We start from the raw sequence: 440 nt of genomic DNA on the forward strand, positions 1-440 counted from the left end.
CCCGAGCCGGGCGCGGCCCCGACCACCAGCGCGCCGCTGGCCGAGGCGCCGCCGCAGCACATCCTGCTGTGCGAGGACAACGAGGTCAATGTGATGGTCATCGAGGCCATGCTGCAGCCCCACGGCCACCACATCACGCTGGCCGAGAACGGTGCGCTGGGCCTGCAGCGCCTGCGCGAGCAGGCCTTCGATCTGGTGCTGATGGATGTGCAGATGCCCGGCATGGACGGCCACAGCGCGACCCGCGAGCTGCGCCGCCTGGAGGCCGAGCAGGGCTGGCCGCGCACGCCGGTGATCGCGCTGACGGCCCATGCCTTCGGCAGCGACGCGCTGCGCAGCCTGGAGGCCGGCTGCGACGACCACCTGACCAAGCCGATCAGCCAGGCCGAGCTGCTGCAAGCCCTGGCGCGCCATGGCCGGCCGGCCGAGCGGCCGCCGCC

Annotated in this window: 1 protein-coding gene; it reads left to right on the forward strand. The window is 73.9% G+C overall.

Annotated elements, in window-relative coordinates; translation table 11 throughout:
• A partial coding sequence (locus PO768_RS29095; protein ID WP_272648837.1) for a response regulator occupies window positions 1-440 on the forward strand: 440 nt, incomplete at both ends.

This window comes from Paucibacter sp. XJ19-41 (assembly GCF_028462495.1).
Classification (GTDB): domain Bacteria; phylum Pseudomonadota; class Gammaproteobacteria; order Burkholderiales; family Burkholderiaceae_C; genus Roseateles_E.